Origin of the sequence: Micromonospora sp. WMMA1976 (assembly GCF_027497335.1) — a bacterium.
GTDB classification, from domain to species: Bacteria; Actinomycetota; Actinomycetes; order Mycobacteriales; family Micromonosporaceae; genus Micromonospora; species Micromonospora aurantiaca.
The window spans coordinates 1,792,305-1,811,810 of the sequence record NZ_CP114912.1 but is presented as its reverse complement, the minus strand read 5'-3'; the positions used below and the strand labels follow the sequence as shown (position 1 = coordinate 1,811,810).

General features: G+C 71.6%; 16 protein-coding genes. 12 read left to right on the top strand and 4 right to left on the bottom strand.

Features of this window, described 5'->3' with window-relative positions; translation table 11 throughout:
- Positions 1-171 precede the first annotated feature (171 nt).
- The 5 genes from O7546_RS08530 to O7546_RS08510 all read left to right on the top strand — a co-directional run bounded on the left by O7546_RS08530 (position 172) and on the right by O7546_RS08510 (position 5,434).
- The gene (locus tag O7546_RS08530) at positions 172-1,395 is read left to right on the top strand and encodes an oxygenase MpaB family protein (protein WP_281600704.1); all 1,224 of its coding nucleotides are present in this window, start codon (positions 172-174) and stop codon (positions 1,393-1,395) included.
- A gap of 22 nt (positions 1,396-1,417) precedes the next feature.
- Positions 1,418-1,990: an isoquinoline 1-oxidoreductase gene (locus tag O7546_RS08525; RefSeq protein WP_269696506.1), complete on the top strand. Its 573-nt coding sequence runs from the start codon at positions 1,418-1,420 to the stop codon at positions 1,988-1,990.
- 73 nt (positions 1,991-2,063) lie between these two features.
- Positions 2,064-3,248, top strand: coding sequence for a zinc-dependent alcohol dehydrogenase (locus tag O7546_RS08520; protein WP_281600703.1), 1,185 nt, complete (start codon positions 2,064-2,066; stop codon positions 3,246-3,248).
- On the top strand, positions 3,245-4,189 hold the full coding sequence (locus O7546_RS08515) for an SDR family NAD(P)-dependent oxidoreductase (protein WP_281600702.1): 945 nt from the start codon (positions 3,245-3,247) through the stop codon (positions 4,187-4,189). The genes O7546_RS08520 and O7546_RS08515 overlap by 4 nt, the downstream gene beginning before the upstream one ends.
- A gap of 99 nt (positions 4,190-4,288) precedes the next feature.
- Positions 4,289-5,434, top strand: a complete 1,146-nt coding sequence (locus O7546_RS08510; protein ID WP_269696504.1) for an MBL fold metallo-hydrolase — start codon at positions 4,289-4,291, stop codon at positions 5,432-5,434.
- Positions 5,435-5,483: 49 nt separating this feature from the next.
- Here the strand turns inward: O7546_RS08510 and dgt are convergent, their stop codons facing one another.
- Entirely contained in the window at positions 5,484-6,995 is a 1,512-nt protein-coding gene (dgt, locus tag O7546_RS08505) for a dGTP triphosphohydrolase (RefSeq protein ID WP_194800930.1), read from the bottom strand.
- A 101-nt stretch (positions 6,996-7,096) separates the two neighbouring features.
- Here dgt and O7546_RS08500 point away from each other — a divergent pair, with 101 nt between their 5' ends.
- A complete protein-coding gene (locus O7546_RS08500) occupies positions 7,097-9,541 on the top strand; it encodes a Tex family protein (protein ID WP_269696503.1) in 2,445 nt (814 codons plus the stop codon).
- Positions 9,542-9,580: 39 nt separating this feature from the next.
- On the opposite strand, the gene O7546_RS08495 is transcribed toward O7546_RS08500, so the two are convergent.
- Positions 9,581-10,594, bottom strand: coding sequence for a DUF389 domain-containing protein (locus O7546_RS08495; protein ID WP_194800928.1), 1,014 nt, complete (start codon positions 10,592-10,594; stop codon positions 9,581-9,583).
- Between the two features lie 147 nt (positions 10,595-10,741).
- On the opposite strand from O7546_RS08495, the gene O7546_RS08490 reads away from it, so the two are divergent.
- The 4 genes from O7546_RS08490 (at position 10,742) to O7546_RS08475 (ending at position 14,934) form a co-directional block, all read left to right on the top strand.
- The gene (locus O7546_RS08490; protein ID WP_194800927.1) at positions 10,742-11,173 is read left to right on the top strand and encodes a hypothetical protein; all 432 of its coding nucleotides are present in this window, start codon (positions 10,742-10,744) and stop codon (positions 11,171-11,173) included.
- Between the two features lie 111 nt (positions 11,174-11,284).
- Complete coding sequence (locus O7546_RS08485; protein ID WP_194800926.1) at positions 11,285-12,367, top strand: GNAT family N-acetyltransferase; 1,083 nt, start codon at positions 11,285-11,287, stop codon at positions 12,365-12,367.
- 166 nt (positions 12,368-12,533) lie between these two features.
- On the top strand, positions 12,534-13,664 hold the full coding sequence (locus O7546_RS08480) for an aminotransferase class I/II-fold pyridoxal phosphate-dependent enzyme (RefSeq protein ID WP_194800925.1): 1,131 nt from the start codon (positions 12,534-12,536) through the stop codon (positions 13,662-13,664).
- Positions 13,642-14,934 (top strand): glycosyltransferase family 4 protein, encoded by a 1,293-nt coding sequence (locus tag O7546_RS08475; protein WP_281600701.1) that lies wholly within the window; start codon positions 13,642-13,644, stop codon positions 14,932-14,934. Before O7546_RS08480 ends, O7546_RS08475 begins: the two co-directional genes overlap by 23 nt.
- A gap of 30 nt (positions 14,935-14,964) precedes the next feature.
- Here the strand turns inward: O7546_RS08475 and O7546_RS08470 are convergent, their stop codons facing one another.
- Positions 14,965-15,861, bottom strand: a complete 897-nt coding sequence (locus O7546_RS08470; protein ID WP_269696501.1) for an NAD-dependent epimerase/dehydratase family protein — start codon at positions 15,859-15,861, stop codon at positions 14,965-14,967.
- 356 nt (positions 15,862-16,217) lie between these two features.
- Between O7546_RS08470 and O7546_RS08465 the strand changes: the two genes are divergently transcribed.
- Positions 16,218-17,438, top strand: coding sequence for a glycosyltransferase family 4 protein (locus O7546_RS08465; RefSeq protein ID WP_228532076.1), 1,221 nt, complete (start codon positions 16,218-16,220; stop codon positions 17,436-17,438).
- Positions 17,435-18,076, top strand: a complete 642-nt coding sequence (locus O7546_RS08460) for a sugar transferase (RefSeq protein ID WP_194800923.1) — start codon at positions 17,435-17,437, stop codon at positions 18,074-18,076. The genes O7546_RS08465 and O7546_RS08460 overlap by 4 nt, the downstream gene beginning before the upstream one ends.
- 46 nt (positions 18,077-18,122) lie before the next feature.
- On the opposite strand, the gene O7546_RS08455 is transcribed toward O7546_RS08460, so the two are convergent.
- Positions 18,123-19,472: a glycosyltransferase gene (locus O7546_RS08455; RefSeq protein WP_281600700.1), complete on the bottom strand. Its 1,350-nt coding sequence runs from the start codon at positions 19,470-19,472 to the stop codon at positions 18,123-18,125.
- Positions 19,473-19,506 lie beyond the last annotated feature (34 nt).

Sequence of the window (19,506 nt, the reverse complement as noted above, 5' to 3'; positions counted from 1 at the left end):
CCCTGCCCGACAGCATCCCCTCGACCACCGCCACCGTGGACTCCCCTCATCGCAAACCATCGACAGATGTCGCCATGAGCCTTGTGGACACCGTTACCACGTGCTCTCATGTGATACACGGGCGCAACATTTGTTTCACCGTATCAGTGGCCTCGACCCCGAGGAGTGAGCGTGGAACCGGTAAGCAGGCGCAAGATGTTGAAGGCCGGCGGGGCACTGGGAGCGCTCGGCGCGTTCAGCGTCGCCGCTCCGGCACAGGCCCGGTCGGCGTGGACCTGGTCTCCGACGGGATCAGTGGCCGGCGCCGGCGCGGGCGTGGACCCCCGCTGGGTGTGGGACGAGGAGGCCGACCCACTCGTCGCCTCCCTCCTGGACCGGGGCGAGGCACCACTGGTCAACCAGCTGCTGCGGACGTGGACGAAGAACGGCCAGCCGCTGCCCTCCGGCCTCCCGGCGGACGTCCGCGCGTTCATCGAACGCGCACGCGTGCTGCCGTCCTGGGTGGACCAGGGCAAGCTGGCCACCGCCGTGCGCTTCAACGAGAAGCGCGGCCTCTACCTCGGCGTGCTCTACGGCCTGGCCAGCGGCATGATGAGCACCGTCATCCCGAAGGAGGCGCGCGCCGTCTACTACTCCAAGGGCGGCGCGGACATGAAGGACCGCATCTCCAAGACCGCCAAGCTCGGGTACGACATCGGCAACGCAAACGCCTACCAGCCCGACGGCTCGATGATCGTGACCGCCGTGAAGACCCGGCTCGCGCACGCCGGTGTGCGTCACCTCCTGCCGCAGTCGCCCGAGTGGGCCGACGTCGCGCCCGAGGACATCCCGATCAGCCAGCGCGACATGATGGTCACCTGGCACAGCCTGCCGACCACTGTGATGCGGAAGCTGACCGACTGGCGGGTGCCGATCCCCGCCGCCGAGTCGACCGCCTTCCTGCACCTGTGGCAGGTGGCCGCGCACATGCTCGGCATCAGGGACGAGTACATCCCCGCCACGTGGAGCGAGGCGAACTCCCAGGCCGGCGAGGTCCTCGACCCGATCCTCGCGCCCACCCGCGAGGGCAACGCGCTCGCCGACATCCTGCTCGGCCTCGGCAAGGAGATCGACGCCGGGCTGCTCAGCAAGCCCATCCTCGGCTCGTTCACCCGGTTCATGCTCGGCAACCAGATCGCCAACTGGCTGGAGATCCCGCGCGACCTGCTCTGGGACACGCTGCTGCGGACGAGCTGGGGTCCGTTCATCGCCGTCCGCGAGGCGCTGCTGCCGTTCCCGCTCGCACCGGAGTGCTACTGGTTGTTCGACGAGTTCCTGCGCAAGCTCGCCCTGCTGTTCCTCTCCGAGGGGCAGTCCATAAACATCGAGATCCCGCTCGGCAACCGCGAGTTCTGACCACCGCGTCGCGGTGGGCACCATGACCGCGCCCCTCCCCCCGTTCCTGGGGTACGTGCTGGCCGCGCCGGTCCTCGTGGCCGCGGCCGAACTCAGCGCCGCGTACCCGGCCGCCCGGACGCCGTCGCCGGACGTGGCCGGACTGCTCGGCCTCGGCGAGATCATGACGGCGGCGGCCCTGCCCGGGGCGGCACTGATCTCCGTCGAGGTCGGCCCGGACGGGACCGTGTCGTTCACGCTGCCGCCGGACCGGTACGACGGCGACACCTCGGCCGCCGAACTGATCGCCGACGGGCTGTCGGTGCCGCGCCGCCGCGTTCGTGTGCCACCGCCACGGCCGGCAGCGGGCCGGGCGCGTGGCGCACCCCATCCGGCCGTCGGAACCCGTACCCCGGTCCGGGTCGCCGTGGCGGTGGCCCGGCGGCGGCTGCTGGAGGCCGCGTCGGCGGCGCTCGGTACGCCCGTCGCCGGCCTGCGGCTCACGGCCGGCGCCGTCACCGACCGCGCCGGCCGCCGCCTCGACATCGGCGCCCTCGCCGCCACCGCGGCCAGCACCAGCACCATCGCCGTGACTGTCGACCTCACGTCACGGTGACCGCGCCGCCGATTCAACGGCCCCGTGCCGGGTAGCAGTCCGATGGACGGCACCGGAGAGGGGACAGACAGGCATGAAGGCACTGACCTGGCACGGCAAGCGGGACGTCCGCGTCGAGGACGTCCCGGACCCCCGGATCGAGGAGCCGACCGACGCGATCGTCCGGATCACCTCGACCGCCATCTGCGGTTCCGACCTGCACCTGTACGAGGTGCTCGGGCCGTACCTGAAGCCCGGCGACATCCTCGGGCACGAGCCGATGGGCGTCGTCGAGGAGGTCGGGCCCGGCGTGACCCGGCTCAAGAAGGGCGACCGGGTGGTCGTCCCGTTCAACATCTCCTGCGGCTCGTGCTGGATGTGCGAACGGCAGCTCTACGCGCAGTGCGAGACCACGCAGGTGACCAGCCAGGGCAAGGGCGCGTCCCTGTTCGGCTACACCTCGCTGTACGGCTCGGTCCCCGGCGGCCAGGCCGAGTACCTGCGCGTCCCGCAGGCCCAGTTCGGCCCGATCAAGATCCCGGACAGCGGCCCGGACGAGCGCTGGCTATACCTCTCCGACATCCTGCCCACCGCCTGGCAGGCGGTGAAGTACGCCGACGTTCCGCCCGGCGGCACGCTCGCCGTGTTCGGGCTCGGCCCGGTCGGGCAGTTCAGCGCCCGGATCGGCCGCCACCTCGGCGCCGGCCGGGTGATCGGGCTCGACCTGGTGCCGGAGCGGCTGGAGATGGCCCGCCGCCACGGCATCGAGGTGCTCGACGTCAGCCAGCTCGACGACGTACCCGGAACGCTCATCGACCTGGTCGACGGGCGCGGCCCGGACGCGGTGATCGACGCGGTCGGCATGGAGGCGCACGGCGCGCCGCTGGGCAAGATGGCCCAGACCGCCGCCGGGCTGCTGCCGGACAAGCTGGCCCAGGCCATGACCGACAAGGCCGGCGTGGACCGGCTCGTGGTGCTGCACGCCGCGCTCAAGGCGGTACGGCGCGGCGGCACCGTGTCGATCTCCGGCGTGTACGGCGGCGAGCAGGACCCGATGCCGCTGATGGAGATGTTCGACAGGGGCATCCAGCTACGCATGGGCCAGTGCCACGTGCGGCGCTGGGTCGACGAGATCATCCCGCTGCTGGAGCGCGACGACGACCCGCTGGGCGTGGAGGACCTGCGGACCCACCGGCTGCCGCTGACCGACGCGCCGCAGGCGTACGAGATGTTCCAGAAGAAGGAGGACGGCTGCGTCAAGGTCGTGCTCGCGCCGTGACCCGGACGGTGGTCGTCACCGGCGCGACCAGCGGGATCGGCCGGGCGACCGCCAGGGAGCTGGCGGGCCGCGGGGACCGGCTGGTCCTCGCGGCCCGCTCCCCCGCCACGCTCGACGAGGTGCGCGACGAGTGCCGGGCGGCGGGCGCGCGGGCGATCGCCGTACCGATGGACGTGACCGAGCCCGGCGCGGTGGCCGCGCTCGCCGACGCGGCGCAGGCCGAGTTCGGCCGCGTCGACGCCTGGGTGCACACCGCCGCGGTGATGTCCTACGGCCGCTTCGACGAGACGCCGGCCGACGTGTTCGAGCAGGTGGTCCGCACCGACCTGCTGGCCGCCGCGGCGGTGGCCCGGGAGGCGCTGCGCCGGTTCCGGGACGCCGGCGGCGGCACGCTCGTGCTCACCGGCTCGGTGCTCGGGCACATCACCGCGCCCTACATGAGCGGCTACGTGGCCGCCAAGTGGGGCCTGCAGGGACTGGCCCGCACGCTCCAGCAGGAGGCGCGGGAGACGCCGGGCGTCGCGATCTGCCTGGTCAACCCGGGCAGCGTCGACACGCCCGTCTACCGGCAGGCGGCCAACTACCTGGGCCGGATCGGCCGGCCGCCGCCCCCGATCGCCTCGCCCGAACGGGTGGCGCGGGCCATCGTCGGATGCCTCGACCGGCCGCGTCGGGAGGTGTCGGTGGGCCGGCTCAACGTGGTCATGCGCTTCGGGTTCACCGTCCTGCCCGGCGTGTACGACGTGCTGGTCGGGCCGCTGATGCGCCGGGCCGGGCTGACCCGGACGCCCGTCGCCGCGCACCAGGGCATCGTGTTCACGCCCAACCCGGCCGGCGAGGCGGTCCGGGGCGGTTGGCTGCCCGACGTGTCCCAGGTGGTCCGGGCCGTGGGCGGACGCGCGGCGACAGTGGCGTCCGCGGTGCACCGCCGGGTGCCCTGACCGTCGCGGGGGGTGGCTGTCGCGCGGGCGGGCCGTCGCGTGGGCGGGCCGGGACGACTGTGGTTACCGTGTACGGCGGGACACGGCGGAGGGATAAGCATGGGGCAGGCAACGGGGCAGGAACCGGACCGGACGCGCGGCGGGCGGGTGTGGAAGCTCGCCGGGCTGGCCGCCGTCGCCGGGCTGGCCTGGGCGGCGCGGGACGTACCGGCGCAGCTCGGCGGCCGGCTCACCGGCAATCGGGCGGAACGGGCGGCCCGGTCACCGCGCTTCCGCGACGGCACCTTCCACAACCCGGCCGGCGCCAGCGCCACGATGGTCGCCGACCCGGGCCGCAACCTGCTCCGGGAGCTGATCTTCGGCAAGCAGAAGCGGCGGCCGGGCAGCCCGGTGCCGCTGCTGCGCCCCGGCGCCGCACCGGCCGCCGACCCGGCGCGCGAGCTGAACGTCGTCTGGTACGGCCACGCCTCCACGCTCGTCGAGATCGAGGGACACCGGGTGCTGCTCGACCCGGTGTGGAGCGACAGGTGCTCCCCGTCCGGGCTGGTCGGCCCCCGGCGCATCCACGAGCCGCCGGTCCGCCTGACCGACCTGCCCCCGCTCGACGCGGTGCTGATCTCGCACGACCACTACGACCACCTCGACATGGAGACCGTCCGCACGCTGGCCGACCTCCAGTCCGCGCCGTTCGTGGTGCCGCTGGGCGTCGGCGCCCACCTGGCCCGCTGGGGCGTACCCGAGCACCGCATCGTCGAGCTGGACTGGTCGGAGAGCCACCGGGCCGGCAGCCTGACGCTCACCGCGACCGCCGCGCAGCACTTCTCCGGGCGCGGGCTGCGCCGCGACGGCACGCTCTGGAGCTCCTGGACGATCACCGGCACGCACCGGAAGGTCTTCTACACCGGCGACTCCGGCTACTTCGACGGGTACGCCGCGATCGGCGCCGAGCACGGCCCGTTCGACCTGACGCTCATGCAGATCGGCGCGTACGACAGGGCGTGGCCGCACATCCACATGTTCCCGGAGGAGGCGGTCGCCGCCCACCTCGACGTACGCGGCGGGCTGCTGGTGCCGGTGCACTGGGGCACGTTCAACCTGGCCCTGCACGACTGGTCCGAGCCGGTGGACCGGCTCTGGGCCGAGGCGAAGGCGCGCGACGTGCGGCTCGCGGTGCCGCGTCCCGGTGAGCGGGTGGTGGTCGACGAGCCGCCGGCGGTGGACGGGTGGTGGCAGTCGGTCGCCTGACCCGGAGCTGTCCCTGGGTGGCGCTGCCGCCTTCGTGCTCTGAGCCGGCTCAGAGCACGAAGGCGTCCGTCCACAGCGCGCCGGAGCGGCCCGACAACGCGTCGAGCATCGCCACCGCCTGACCGTCGGTGAGCTGCGCGACGAAGTCGATGATCGCCCGGCCACGGGCCCGGCCGATCCGGTCCGGGGTACGCGGGTGCAGCTCCGCCTCGGCCAGCTCCACCAGGTCGTGCAGGCGGCGCGGCAGCCGGGACTCCTCGTCCGGGTCCAGCAGCCACTCCCAGAGCGCCTCCACCAGCGTGCCCAGCAGCCGGGCCTGGCCGCGCTGGTGCAGGGCCAGGTCCGGGCGGGCCAGCACGAACCGGTGGTGCACGAACTTGAGCACCTGCACCTCGTGCCACTGCGCCTTGGCCAGCAGCACGTATCCGGAGCGGACGTGCGGCTCCGGGGTGACGGTGATGGCGTCCACGAAGCGGGTGGTCCAGCGGGCGGAGAACCGGGCCACGTACTGCTCCGCCTCGATCGAGCCGTCGAACGGCAGCGCGAGCAGCCCTTCCACCAGTTCCTCGCGTACGTGCTCGACAGCGGCGGCGAACGCCTCGTCGTCGGCGATCCAGGCGTCCTTGCGGTGCAGTTGCCGGCGCAGCCGCTCGATCGCCGCTCCCGGCCGCCGGCCCGCCGCCTCCAACGCGGGCGCGGTGATCGACCGCAGGTGCCCGCACTCGCGCTGCCAGGCCATCAGCTCGGCCGCCACAGCGCCCTGCTGGAGCACTCCGACGCGGTAGAAGTCCTCGACGTCGTGGATCGCGTAGGCGATGTCGTCGGCCGTGTCCATCACCGACGCCTCGGGCGTCTGCTGCCAGTCCGGGATGCGCCCGGCGAACGGCTCCCGCGCCTGACGCAGGTCGTCCAGCTCGGTGCGGTACGCGCCGAACTTCACCGAACCGCTCTCCGGATCCTCCGGCGGAGCCGCCGCGCCCCGGGGCGCGGGGTCGAGGTGACGCGGATGCGGATCGGGGTGGTCCAGCCGGGTCCACGGATACTTCAGCATGGCCGCCCGGACCGCCGCGGTCAGGTCCAAGCCGGTGGTCGCCGCGCCGCGGATCTCGGTGCTGGTGACGATCCGGTACGACTGGGCGTTGCCCTCGAAGCCGTCGGCCAGCCCGAGCCGCTGGCGGGCCAGCCGGTCGAGCACCCGCTCCCCCAGGTGCCCGAACGGCGGGTGCCCGAGGTCGTGCGCGAGCGCGGCGGCCTCCACCACCTCCGGGTCGCAGCCGCCGAGCTTGTCCAGCAGGTCCCGATCGGCCGGGTCGGCGATGAGCCGCTCGGCGATCGCCCGGGCCACCTGGGCCACCTTCAGGCTGTGGGTGAGCCGGTTGTGCACGAGCAGCCCGGACCCGCCCGGGCTGATCACCTGGGTCACCCCGCCCAGCCGGGTGAAGAACGGCGAGCCGACGATCCGGTCCCGGTCGGCCCGGAACGGGCCGGCGGCCAGGTCGCCGAGCGCCCGGGCGCTGCCGCCGAACAGCCGCCGGGCCCGCGGATCCGCAGGTGCCTCCATGATCGCCACGCTAGCGCAGCCGGCGGCGGGCCGGGCACAGCCGGTCGGAGGCGAACGGCACAATGCAGGGCGGAAACCACCCGAGAAGGCGGATGACAATCGTGACCCAGTCTGTGCACCAGCGGATCGCCGAGGAACTCGGCGTCGCCGAACGGCAGGTACGGGCGGCAGTCGAGCTGCTCGACGGCGGCGCCACAGTGCCGTTCATCGCCCGCTACCGCAAGGAGGCCACCGGCCTGCTCGACGACGCGCAGCTGCGCACGCTGGAGGAGCGGCTGCGCTACCTGCGCGAGCTGGACGAGCGTCGCGCGGCGGTGCTGGAGTCGATCCGCAGTCAGGGCAAGCTCGACGAGGCGCTGGAGGCGCAGATCCTCGCCGCCGACTCCAAGTCCCGCCTGGAGGACATCTACCTGCCCTACAAGCCGAAACGGCGCACCCGCGCGCAGATCGCCCGCGAGGCCGGGCTGGAGCCGCTCGCGGACACGCTTCTGGCCGACCCGGCGCAGGACCCGAAGACGGTCGCCGCCGGGTTCGCCGACCCGGACAAGGGCGTCGCGGACGCCGCTGCCGCCCTGGACGGGGCGCGGGCCATCCTGATCGAGCGCTTCGCCGAGGACGCCGACCTGATCGGCACGCTGCGCGAGCAGATGTGGTCGCGGGGCCGGCTGGTCTCCCGGGTACGCGACGGCCAGGAGACCGCGGGCGCGAAGTTCGCCGACTACTTCGACTTCGCCGAGCCGTACCCGAAGCTGCCCTCGCACCGCATCCTCGCCGTGTTCCGGGGCGAGAAGGAGGGCGTGCTGGAGCTGACCATGGACCCGGAGGCCGACGGCGACGCCGACGCCACCGGACCGAGCCGCTACGAGGCCGCCGTGGCCGGACGCTTCGGCATCAGCGACCAGGGGCGGCCCGCCGACAAGTGGCTGGCCGACACGGTGCGCTGGGCCTGGCGTACCCGGATCCTCATCCACCTCGGCGCCGACCTGCGGATGCGGCTGTGGCAGGCGGCCGAGGAGGAGGCCGTCCGGGTCTTCGCCACCAACCTGCGCGACCTGCTGCTGGCCGCGCCGGCCGGGGCGCGGGCGACGATGGGCCTCGACCCGGGCCTGCGGACCGGTGTGAAGGTGGCGGTGGTCGACGCCACCGGCAAGGTGGTCGCCACCGACACGATCTATCCGCACGAGCCGCGCCGGCAGTGGGACGCCTCGCTGCACACGCTCGCCACGCTCGCCGCCGCGCACGGCGTCGAGCTGGTCGCGATCGGCAACGGCACCGCCAGCCGGGAGACCGACAAGCTCGCCGGTGACCTGATCAAGCGGCACCCGGAACTGAAGCTGACGAAGGTGGTGGTCTCCGAGGCCGGTGCGTCGGTCTACTCCGCCTCCGCGTACGCCTCGCAGGAGCTGCCCGGCCTGGACGTCTCGCTGCGCGGTGCGGTGTCGATCGCCCGTCGCCTCCAGGACCCGCTGGCCGAGCTGGTGAAGATCGACCCGCGGTCGATCGGTGTCGGGCAGTACCAGCACGACCTGTCCGAGGTGAAGCTGTCCCGCTCGCTCGACGCGGTGGTCGAGGACTGCGTCAACGCGGTCGGCGTGGATGTCAACACCGCCTCCGCGCCGCTGCTCACCCGGGTGTCCGGCATCGGCGCCGGGCTGGCCGAGAACATCGTGCTGCACCGCGACGCCAACGGGCCGTTCCGCACCCGGGCGGAGCTGAAGAAGGTGCCGCGGCTCGGGCCGAAGGCGTTCGAGCAGTGCGCCGGCTTCCTGCGCATCCCCGGCGGCGACGACCCGCTGGACTCCTCCAGCGTGCACCCGGAGTCGTACCCGGTGGTGCGCCGCATCCTCTCCTCCACCGGGCAGGACCTGCGCGCGCTGATCGGCAGGTCGGCCATCCTGCGCGGCCTGCGCGCGACCGACTTCGTCGACGAGACGTTCGGCCTGCCCACCGTCACCGACATCCTGGCCGAGCTGGAGAAGCCGGGCCGCGACCCGCGTCCGGAGTTCCGTACCGCGACGTTCGTCGAGGGCGTGGAGAAGATCAGCGACCTGACGCCCGGCATGGTGCTGGAGGGCGTGGTGACGAACGTGGCCGCGTTCGGCGCGTTCGTCGACGTGGGCGTGCACCAGGACGGACTGGTGCACGTCTCGGCCATGTCGCACACCTTCGTGAAGGACCCGCGCGACGTGGTGAAGTCCGGCGACGTGGTGAAGGTCCGGGTACTCGACGTGGACGTGCCGCGCAAGCGGATCTCGCTGACGCTGCGGCTGGACGACGAGGCGCCGGCCGGTGGCCGTCCCGCCGCCAAGGGTCCGGGCGGCGAGGAGCGCGGCGGCCGGCGCGGTGGCGGGCAGCGCGGCGACGGCGGTGGGCAGCGGGGTGACCGCGGCGGACAGCGCGGCGACGCCGGCGCCCGGCGTGGCGGCCAGGGCGAACGGGGCGGCTCACGCGGTGGTCCGTCGCAGCGGCAGGGACGAGGCGGCGGATCGGCGGCACCGGTGAACGACGCCATGGCCGAGGCGCTGCGCCGCGCCGGCCTGGCCTGACGGTCCGCGGCCGCCGGTCGGGCTGACGTCACGAACGAGTCAGCTCGACCGGTGCCCGCCCGACGACGGATCGGTCCGGGCGGACGCCGGGTCACGGTCGGCCCGCTGCCGGGGCACCGGCTGCCGGGACCGCCGCGCCACACGCCGCCACCAGGAGCGCTGGACCAGCAGCGTGAGCAGACCCGCCAGCACGATGGCGGCCAGGTTGACGACCAACTGGAGCGCGGAACCGGCCGCCTCGTGCCAGACGCCGTACGCGGCGGCGACCGCCACGTTCGCGGCCGCCGGCACGGTGGTCACCGAGATCAGGACGCCGACCAGGGAGCCGGACTTCTTCGAGGTCAGCGACAGCATCCCGGCGATGCCGGCGAGCAGGCCGACCACCCACGACAGGGCGTCCGGGCGCCAGATGAAGTCCGTCAACGGCCGCTCGGCCAGCAGCATCTCCCGGCTCACCAGACCGGCCGCGTCCAGCGCCCAGGTGCTGACCACGGTGGCGAGCATCGCCGCCACGAAGCCGACAACGAGCGCCTGCACCGACCGGACGACGACGCCCCCCTTGCCGCGCAGCAGCGCCACGCATAGCGCCGCGAGCGGGCCGAACTCCGGGCCGACGACCATCGCGCCGACGATGAGGATGGGCTGGTCGAGCAGCACGCCGATGCCGGCGATCATGGTGGCGACGACGATCAGCGCCAGGAAGATACCGGTGAGCACCGTCTGCTCACCCGTCTTCGCGGCGACCTCGTCCCAGATCAGGGCGTCGTCACCGTGGCCCGGGGCCGCCTCGGCGGCCCGGTCCGCTGCGGCCGAGAGGGTCAGCTCCACGTCGTCGGCGGCGATCGCCCCGCGCGCCTCGACCCCCATCTCCCGCAGCCGGCGCAGGACACCGTCGGCGCTCTCCCGGACCACGTCGCAGGTGATGTAGTCGCCGGCCGGCTGACGGGCCGCGCCCGGCAACACCACCAGGTGGGTCACGCCGGGCTCCGCGGTAAGCATGTCGGCGATGTCGGACGAGCGGTCCGCTGGTGCGATCACCCGGATGTGCAGCACGGACCAGGCTCCTCGATGGGCGCGACGGACGTCAGCACTCTAGACGATCCGCGCGAGGGCGGCAGGAGGTCGCGCGACGGCCCGGCACGCCTCCCCCGCCCGGAGCGGCCGCGGGGCGGGCGCGGCTGTGGGCGTACCCTCGCGGTCGTGGGTGCCGACGACGAGCGGTGGCGGGAGCGGCGACGCCACGCGGTGCGGGCGCACGCCGAGGCCGACGCCCGGCAGCGCGCCGCGGAGCAGGCCGAAGCCGCGGAGTTGGTCGCCCGGTTCGCGGCCGAGGCCGCCCGGCGCGGCCTGCGCACCGAGCGGCTCGTGGCCACGCCCTACAGCGGACGCGGCCGTTACCGCACCCCGCTGGTCGGCTGGTACGTGGACCGGGCCCGGAGCCGGGCGGTGGACACCGAGGGCCGCTACTACCTGCTGACCGTGCCGGCCGGGCTGCGCGCCCGGCTGCTCGGCGCCCGGCCGGAGCCGTCCACGCCGTCACTAGTCATCGGCCGCGGCGGGCGCGACGGGGAGTCCCTTCCGCTGACGGCGTTGCTCGGCGCGCGCCTCGAAGCGGGCGACGACTGGCCCTGACCCGGCCCGGTCACCTGTCGACACCGTCCCGGCCGATCCTCGTTACCCAGAACGGACGACACGTGGCCGGCCGCCAGCGGGGCGGCCGTGGCCAGGCGACGGGGAGCGCAGATGCGACTGGAGATCCTGGACGCCCGCAAGCCGGCGGACGACGAGCGCTGGCGCGCTCTGCACCGCGACTGGGACCGGCGTGAGGTCTTCGCCCACCCGGCCTACCTCCGGCTCTTCGCCGGGCCGCAGGACGAGCCGCTGGCCGCGTACGCCCGGACCGAGCACGGTTTCGTGCTGTATCCGTTCCTGCTCCGTCCCGTTGACGCGCCACACCTGGACCTGCCACCTGGCCGGTATCACGACATCACCAGTCCGTACGGCTATGGCGGCGCCTTCCAGGAGGACACGGACGAGCGGGAGGCCAAGGAGTTCTGGGAGTCGTTCGACGCCTTCTGCGCCCGCCGCCACGTGGTGTCCGAGGTCACCCGACTGTCGCTATTCGAGGACGAGCGGCTCTCCCCGCCGGGCCCGGTCCAGGAGAAGCAGTTGAACGTGGTGCGTGACCTGCGGACCAGCGACGAGGACATGTGGCGGGAGTTCGACCACAAGGTGCGGAAGAACGTCAACAAGGCCCGCCGGAACGGAGTGACCGTCGAGGTCGACCTCGCCGGCGCGCGGCTCGACGACTTCCTACGGATCTACCAGAGCACCATGGATCGGCGGGCGGCGACAAGCGGCTATTACTTCCCGCGTGGCTTCTTCACCACGATCGTCCGCGAACTGCCGGGACAGTTTGCGTTCTTCCACGCGCTGCACGAAGGACGGGTCGTCTCCACCGAGTTGGTGCTGTTGTCCGCACGGAGCCTTTACTCCTACCTCGGCGGCACCGACCAGGACGCGTTCGACCTGCGACCGAACGACCTGCTCAAGTTCGAGATCTGCCGTTGGGGTCGGTCCCAGCGCCGGACCCGGTTCGTCCTGGGCGGCGGATACGCACCGGACGACGGGATCTTTCGCTACAAGCGCTCCTTCGCTCCCCACGGGCTCGTCCCGTTCCACCTCGGCACCCGGGTGCTCGACGAACCCGTCTACCGGCGCCTGTGTGCCGCTCACCGGGAGGAGGCCGTCCGGCGGGATCCGGCTTGGCCGGCGTCGCCAGACTTCTTTCCCGAGTACCGGAGCGCGTTGCCCGACGCGAACTGACGCCGTACGAGAAGTTTTCCGAATGGCGCCGCCAAGCATTCGCTCAACGAACGGACAGCTTATTGGGTGACGGCGTTGAAACGATTATCTCAACAACCCGAACAGCAACCGGCGGGGCCGATTGTGGTGAACAATGGTGGCGGTCCCAAAATCGCATTGGAGCGTCATGGGCGTTCACGTATTCCTATCTCCACCGGATGTCGGCCCGCTCGAGGAGTCGTACCTGTCGTCGGCTCTGCGCTCCGGCTGGGTCGCGCCGGTCGGGCCCGACCTCGACGCCTTCGAGCAGGAGATTGCGCAGCGGGCGGGACGCAGACACGCAGTCGCGGTCAGTTCCGGTACGGCGGCCCTGCATCTCGCGCTGCTCGGCGTCGGCGCCCGGCCGGGCACGGTGGTCGTGGTCCCGACCCTGACCTTCGCCGCAACGGCGAACGCCGTGGTCTACACCGGCGCGGAACCGGTTTTTGTGGATTGCGATCCAACCACCGGCAACATCGACGTGCCCCTGCTCCGCGATGCCCTGGACCGGCTGCGCGCCGAGGACGCCCAGGTCGCAGCAGTGGTGCCGGTCGACCTCTTCGGCGCCTGCGCGGACTACTCGTCGCTGCTTCCGGCGTGCGCGGCGGCGGGTGTGCCGGTGGTGGCCGACGCCGCCGAATCGCTGGGCGCCACCCACGAGGGCCGGCCAGCTGGGTCGTTCGGCCGAATCGCCGCCTTCTCGTTCAACGGAAACAAGATCCTCACCACATCCGGCGGAGGAATGCTCGTCTCCGACGACCAGGCACTCATCGCGCGCTGCCGGTACCTCGCGACCCAGGCACGGCAGGAGACGGTGCACTATGAGCACACCGAGGTCGGTTACAACTACCGGCTCAGCAATCTCCTGGCCGCTCTGGGCCGCGCCCAACTGCGTCGGCTGGACCAGATGATCACGCGACGCCGTGAGACCCGGGAGCGGTATGCCAAACTCTTCGCCGCCAGCCCGGGAGTGCGCCTGCTCAACGATGCCGATCCGGCGGCCAATTGCTGGCTGACGGTCATCGTGGTCGATCCCGATCAGGCCGGTTGGCAGGCGTCCGATCTTGCCGCGCATCTGGCACAGCGCGGAATCGAGACCCGTCCAGTATGGAAGCCGATGCACCTGCAACCGGTTTTCCGGCACGCCCGGAGCATCACCACCGGAGCCGCGGAGCGGCTTTTCGACCGCGGGCTCGCGTTGCCCAGCGGCTCCAACCTCACTGCAGGCGAGGCCCGACTGATCGACGACACGATCAGTGATTTCCTGCTCAACGTGTGATCGGCAGAGCTTGCGACTCTCCATCGGAAGGACTGCTGTGCGGCTAACCATCACGGAGGAGTGCCGATTCGTCCGCACTCCCGACAACCAGTTCTGGGTCACATTCGGCACCGACTACGCACTCTGGTCGCGCTACCTGGTCGCCTTCGACGAAGTACAGGTCGTGGCCCGCGCGCGGGACGTCGGGGAGATTCCGCCGAACGCCCTGCGCGTGGACGGCGAGAGAGTAACCGTGGCCCCGCTCCCCTACTACGAGGGCCCTCAGCAGTACTTGCGGCAGCTGCCACGGATCGACAGGACAGTACGGGCGATCGCAGCCGACGCGGAGGCGGTGCTGCTGAGAGCGCCGTCGACCATCGCCACGCTGATGCATCGGCACATCACTCGACGTGGGCTCCGCTACGCCATGGAGGTCATCGGCGACCCCCACGCCGTCTTCGCCCCGGGGGTGATCGAGCATCCGCTGCGGCCCTTTCTACGTGTGTGGAGCACACGCAACCTTGAGCGGCAGTGCCGCTCGGCGGTAGCGGTGTCCTACGAGACGAGCCGTTCCCTCCAGGCCCGTTACCCGACCCGGCCCGGCACGCTCTGCACCGGCATCAGCTCGGTGAACCTCCCGCCGGAGGCGTACGTGCCACAGCCCCGTGGCCGGCGATCAGCGGACGGGCCGATGACGCTCGTGTCAGTGGGCTCGCTGGAGCAGCTCTACAAGGGGATCGACATTCTGATCAAGGCCATCCCGCAGTTGGATCCGTCGGTCCGCCACGTACACATCGGCCCCGGCCGTTACCAGCCCACGCTGGAGGAGCTCGCCGACCGGTTGGGAGTGCGCGACCGGATCACCTTCGCCGGCTGGATCCCCACGGTCGAAGGGCTCCGGAATCAACTCGACGCCGCTGACCTGCTGGTCATGCCGTCCCGGACGGAAGGTCTTCCCCGCGCACTGATCGAGGCGATGGCCCGTGGACTACCGGCCGTGGCCTCCGACGTCGGCGGTATCCCGGAGCTTCTGCCCCCGCAGATGCTGTTCCGCCCCGGCGATCCGGACGATTTGGCTGCAGTGCTGGGCCGGGTCCTGGCGGACCCGGAGGGCTTGGCCGCCGCCTCACGGCGCAACCTCGACGTCGCCCGCGCGTTCGCCGCGGACCGACTGGCGGTACGCCGCACGGAGTTCTACCGGGCGGCCCGTAACCTGATGACCGACCGCCGATCACTGCCTCGGCCCGCCGCCGTCCCGGATGCCGTCCGGCCCTCGGACCGGACGGCCTGAGGGCCTGTACCCAGACGATCCGAGGCGGCGTCAGTCGTCAACGGTCGAGTCGGAAACGGCTGCCCAGACAGCCTTCACCGTGTCGTTCAGCTCGTGGTGTGGATTCCAGCCGAGCTGACGGATGGCGGAGATGTCGGCACACATCCACGGCACCCCGACCGATCGACGACCGCCTCCGGTCGGCGCAGCCTCCCGGACCGCGCCGGTGAATCCGGCGACACCGGCCAGGGCTCTGACCACTGCGCGCACCTGCACCGCCCGGCCGGTGCCGACATTGAGCAAGCGGTGCGGCACGGTCGGCGCCGCAACGACGGCGGCCACCGCGTGCGCGACATCCCGCACGTCCACGAAGTCCCGGTACGCGTCTAGCGGCCCTAGCGTGATCTCCGAATCGCCGTGTACCAGTCCGGACCGCCGGAGCAGGCGTACCGCCCGGCCCAGCACGCTCTCCACCGACAGCCCTGGGCCGATGGGGTTGAACACTCGGAGCACGACGCCGTCCAGCCGACCCGCTGCGACAGCGAGATCCATCAGCCGGGTGGCGGCCAGATGGCTCAGTCCGTATCCGCTCACGGGTTCGGCGGGCCAGGTCTCCGGTACGGCGGTACCGGCAGGAACAGCACCGTACTCCCCGGCCGATCCGAGTCGCACCAGCCTGGCCCGGGGTGCGGCGGTCGCCACGGCCTCGATGAGCCTGGCGGTCACGAGTGTATGAGCTGCGACCATGTCGGCGTCGGTCCCGGTCAGCCGGCCCGCGCAGTTCACCACAGCGACAGGCTGATGAATCCGGATCAGTTCCACCAGCTCATCCGTCGTGGCACGGACCAGGTCGCACCCGGCGCGGCTCGGACGGACAACGGCGTACGCCGGGGCGAGTGTCGCACTCACGTGGCGACCCACGAAGCCGGTCGCGCCGAAGAGCAGCACGGTTCTCACAGAATCTCCCCGTTCGCCAGCCGGCCCGCTTCTGACCGGGTCGGAGCTGATGGGACCTGCGCTGCCCGGAGACGACGCACACCGGTCACGTCCACCCTCGGCAGGGCCAACGGAAGGCTCCGGCATTAGTTACTAAAGCCTTCGTTTCTCGTTTTATCTGTCATAGCTCCCCAGCAACCCACTGATCGGGTGCAAACCATGCAAACCGAACCATGTAAGAGAAGACCCCAGATGCTGATAGAACAGGTTCGTTCTGGTTCCGAGCGGCCGGAGGCGGCTCGGTGAAGCCGGTCCCTCCGCACTCTCCCGAGGACGACGCACCGGGGGGCCGGACGCTGCGTGTCGCCTTGATCGTCAAGACCAACTACGGCGGACTGTGGACCATCCCGCAGGCGTGCGCTCTACGCGACCGCGGTCACGTCGTCGTGGTGATCTGTCCGCCAGGTGGTCGTCTGAACGCCCGCTTGGCCGAGGCGGGCATCCGCACGGTCGCGTCGCCCTTCTCGTTCCGCTTCCGGCCCACACCGGCCACAGTGGTGCAGCTCTGGCAGCTCCGCCGCCTGGTCCGCCGTCTCCGTGTGCAGGTGCTCTACCACCACCTGTACGCGGCGACCCTGGCCGCGCGATTGGCCACTGTCGGCCTGCCGCTGGCGCGGGTGCAGTTCGTCGCCGGCCCCGCCTTCCTGGAGTCGCGGGCGGTCCGCGTCGTCGAACGCGTGCTCTGGCGGCTGGACCGCGTGATCATCTGTGGCACCCGGTACACCTCCCACCGCTACGGCGAGTTGGGCGTGCCGGCGTCGCGTCGACCAGCCGTGACAAGCGGGCTCAATCTGGCTTGGGCGACCGCCGACCTGCCCGACGACACGGCGGCGACACGCGCGGAGGCCCGAGCGAAGGCCCGAGCGGACCTCGGGCTCACGCCCGACCAGTTCGTGGTGATCATGGTGGCGTACGTGTACCCGCCCCGGAAGCTCGCTGCCCACCGCAACCGCGCGTTCAAGGGACACGACGTGCTGCTCGCGGCTTGGCAGAAGTTTCGGTCCGGGCATCCCGACGCGGTGCTGATGCTGGTCGGCGGCGGCTCGGACGAGGCCGGCGAGGAGCATCGGCAGGATCTCATCCGCCGCTTCGGCCTTGCCGACGACCCGTCCGTGCGCTGGATTGACACCGCCGACGACGTGCGGTCCTACTACCGGGCGGCGGATCTCAGCGTCAGCCCGTCGCTCAGCGAGGGACACGGCGCACCACCCGAGGCGGCGCTGCTGGACGTGCCGAGCATCGTCAGCGACGCCGGCGGGCTGCCGGAGACGGTGGACGAGACGTGCGGGTGGGTGGTGCCCCGGGACGACGTGATGATGCTGGCCCGGGCCCTCGCGCACGCGCACACGGAGTTCCGGTCGGGTGGGCTCGCCGAGCGCGGGGTGCGGGCTCGCGAACGGTCGTGGCAGCACTTCGACAACCGGATCTCAGCGGTGCGGATGGCCGAGATCGTCGAGTATGCCGCGGGGATCGGCGGGTCACCACAGGAGTACGCACCGCCGGCAACCGGAAAGGTGCTGGCCCGGTGACCGGTCCTCGTCGCACGGTCGAGCGGCGGATCAAGCGGGTCATCGACGTCACCGTGGCCCTGGTCGTCCTCGTGCTGACCGCACCGGTCCTGGCGGTCGCCGCGCTGTTGGTGCTGGCCCAGTTCGGAGCTCCGGTGTTCTTTCGGCAGGAGCGTACCGGCCGCCACGAACGCCGGATTCGTGTCCTCAAGCTGCGGACGATGTCTGACGAACGCGACGCGCACGGTCGGCTGCTGCCGGACGGGGTCCGCTGCCGGGGCGTTGGTCGTACGCTGCGTCGGTTGAGCATCGACGAGCTGCCCCAACTGGTCAACGTGCTCCGCGGTGACCTCAGCCTGGTCGGGCCACGCCCCCTCCTCCTGCGCTACGACCCCTGGTACACGGAGCGGGAGCGGCTGCGGTTCGCCGTCCAACCGGGTATCACCGGTCTCGCCCAGGTCAACGGGCGCAACGGTCTTGGCTGGACCGATCGCCTGGAACTCGACGTCCGATACGTCCTCGGTTGGTCGCTCTGGCTCGACCTACGGATCCTCGCCCGAACGGTCGGCAAGGTTCTGCGGGCTTCCGGGGTGTCCGTCGATCCTTCGTCGGAGATGCTCGATCTCGACGAGGAGCGGCGCCTCACCTGCGTTCGATGATCGGACGCTCCCCGCACACGACGGCGCGGGGAGCGTGCCATGAGATCTATCCGCGGCCGGTGCGGGCTGGTCCGTCAGCAGCCTCGCGGAGGAGCTGAAGGTATGGCCCGAACTGATCCTCGCGAAAGAGGCCGTCCAGCGCACGGGGCGGAACGGGTGGTACCGCACCGGCCTGCTGCTTCACCCCGAGCCACTCCCGCAGCTGAGCGGCGATCGCAGCTGGCTCGTTGTGGACGACTCCCACGCCTCGCTCCCGCACAAGATTCGCCGCCACCCCGTGCTCATAGCCCAGCAGGAGGATCGGACGCCGCGCCTGGAAATAGTCGAACATCTTGCCGGTGACCGTTCCGGCATCCCGGGGGTCATTCCACATGAGCTGAACCAGAACGTCCGCGTCTGCCTGGATCTGCCATGACTTCTCCGGGGTGACATAGCCGAGGACGGTGACGCAGTCAGCAACGCCTGCACGCTCGGCCGCAGCACGAACGATGCCGTCGTCCTCACCGGCGAAGACGACATGCACCCGAGCGGCGTCATCACCGAGCAGGGCGATCGCGGCGAGTAGAGGCCCCGGATCCCGCCTACCCCCATATAGATGCCCGGTGTACGCAAGGGTCAGTGTCGCCTCACCCCGCACTCCGGAGACCGGACGAACGTCCACGGAACGGGAGAGCACGGGCCGACGGTCGATCCCGTTCATGACGACGCGGGCATCCACACCGAACGTACTCCGGAGCGTCTCCGCAAGTGGTTGCGAGACGGTGACGCACCTCGTCACCGATCGGAGCACCCGGCGTTCCAGCTTTTCATCGATCGCGCGGCGCAGCGAGGAACGCACCCAGTAGTCGTTGCCGACGGACCAGAGATCCCGGTAGTCGGCCACCCACGGTACGCCCAGCCGGCGGGCGATCGCCGCCGCCACCAAGAACCCGGAGAATGGCGGCGCCGACGCCAGGACGACATCGGGACGCCAGTCGCCAGCCGCTCGGCCGAAGGCCCGCAGTGCCGGGCGAATCCAGTTGACCTGCGGATCGGGCACGAGGAGTTCCAGGCCGGCCCTCCGGACTGAGCCTTTGACGCCCGCTTTCAGCCAAGTCAGTCGCGACACTCGCCGCGCCGGCCCGCCGGCGGAGGAGGACATGTCCGGGTCGCTGCCGAGTCGCGGAAGCCGCGGCGATGGTGGCGCGTGGATCACCCGAACCCGCGGAAACCGCGCCGATTCGCCGACCCGGTCCGCGCCTGTGGCGGTCAGGATCCGGACGTCCCATCCGTGCTCGTCAGCGAAGGCCGCAAGGGCAGCCGGTCGACTGGCGGCAACCGTCTCGGCCGACGGAAGGTGGTACGAGACGACAAGCAGTCGTGGTGTGGACGCGGGATCCCGCTGGTGGTCCGTCATTGCCGGCACCCCCACCATCGGCGGCACGAACCCT

Excerpts from the sequence above, each read along its gene's own strand:
- O7546_RS08455 (WP_281600700.1), bottom strand. The coding sequence starts at position 19,472 with ATGACGGACCACCAGCGGGATCCCGCGTCCACACCACGACTGCTTGTC.
- O7546_RS08480 (WP_194800925.1), top strand. The coding sequence starts at position 12,534 with ATGGGCGTTCACGTATTCCTATCTCCACCGGATGTCGGCCCGCTCGAG.
- dgt (WP_194800930.1), bottom strand. The coding sequence starts at position 6,995 with ATGGAGGCACCTGCGGATCCGCGGGCCCGGCGGCTGTTCGGCGGCAGC.
- O7546_RS08510 (WP_269696504.1), top strand. The coding sequence starts at position 4,289 with ATGGGGCAGGCAACGGGGCAGGAACCGGACCGGACGCGCGGCGGGCGG.
- O7546_RS08485 (WP_194800926.1), top strand. The coding sequence starts at position 11,285 with ATGCGACTGGAGATCCTGGACGCCCGCAAGCCGGCGGACGACGAGCGC.
- O7546_RS08525 (WP_269696506.1), top strand. The coding sequence starts at position 1,418 with ATGACCGCGCCCCTCCCCCCGTTCCTGGGGTACGTGCTGGCCGCGCCG.
- O7546_RS08520 (WP_281600703.1), top strand. The coding sequence starts at position 2,064 with ATGAAGGCACTGACCTGGCACGGCAAGCGGGACGTCCGCGTCGAGGAC.